The 402-nt window shown below is 51.2% G+C and carries 1 pseudogene; it reads left to right on the top strand.

What is annotated here, in order from left to right:
- Positions 1 to 402, top strand: a pseudogene (locus tag EOA32_RS39160) (hypothetical protein); the annotation flags it as partial.

Here is a 402-nt window from a genome sequence, read left to right as displayed (position 1 = left end):
ATGCAAAGGTGAAAGACGATCTGCAAAGTCCGGAAAAAAGATGTCGCGCCATTGCCCAGAAGGCGCTTGACGATTTCGGTGCGAAGCTCCCTCCTACAAGAAGCTTTGAACTGTACCTTGTTCAAGGAGTTTCGGGGAAAGATGTCATCTTTCCTCCCGAGTTCATTTTTCTACTTGATGTTGGCCTAGACGCGGCAGTCGGGGTTTCTGTGTACTGGCAAGCACACGGGCGAGGCGATCCAGACTTCCCGGACTTCTCAGCCGCCACTTTGAGGAGTGTTCTAAATCGTAGCAGCACGGGCATCATTTTCCCCAAAATTGCGGGTGAATTGATGATTGTAGTCAAGACCGGATACAAGGATAGCGATGTGAAGGCTGGCTTGGAGGCGGAGGGGTTGAAGA

The organism is Mesorhizobium sp. M1A.F.Ca.ET.072.01.1.1, assembly GCF_004023325.1.
Taxonomy (GTDB): domain Bacteria; phylum Pseudomonadota; class Alphaproteobacteria; order Rhizobiales; family Rhizobiaceae; genus Mesorhizobium.
This window is presented reverse-complemented; position numbering and strand designations above follow the sequence as displayed.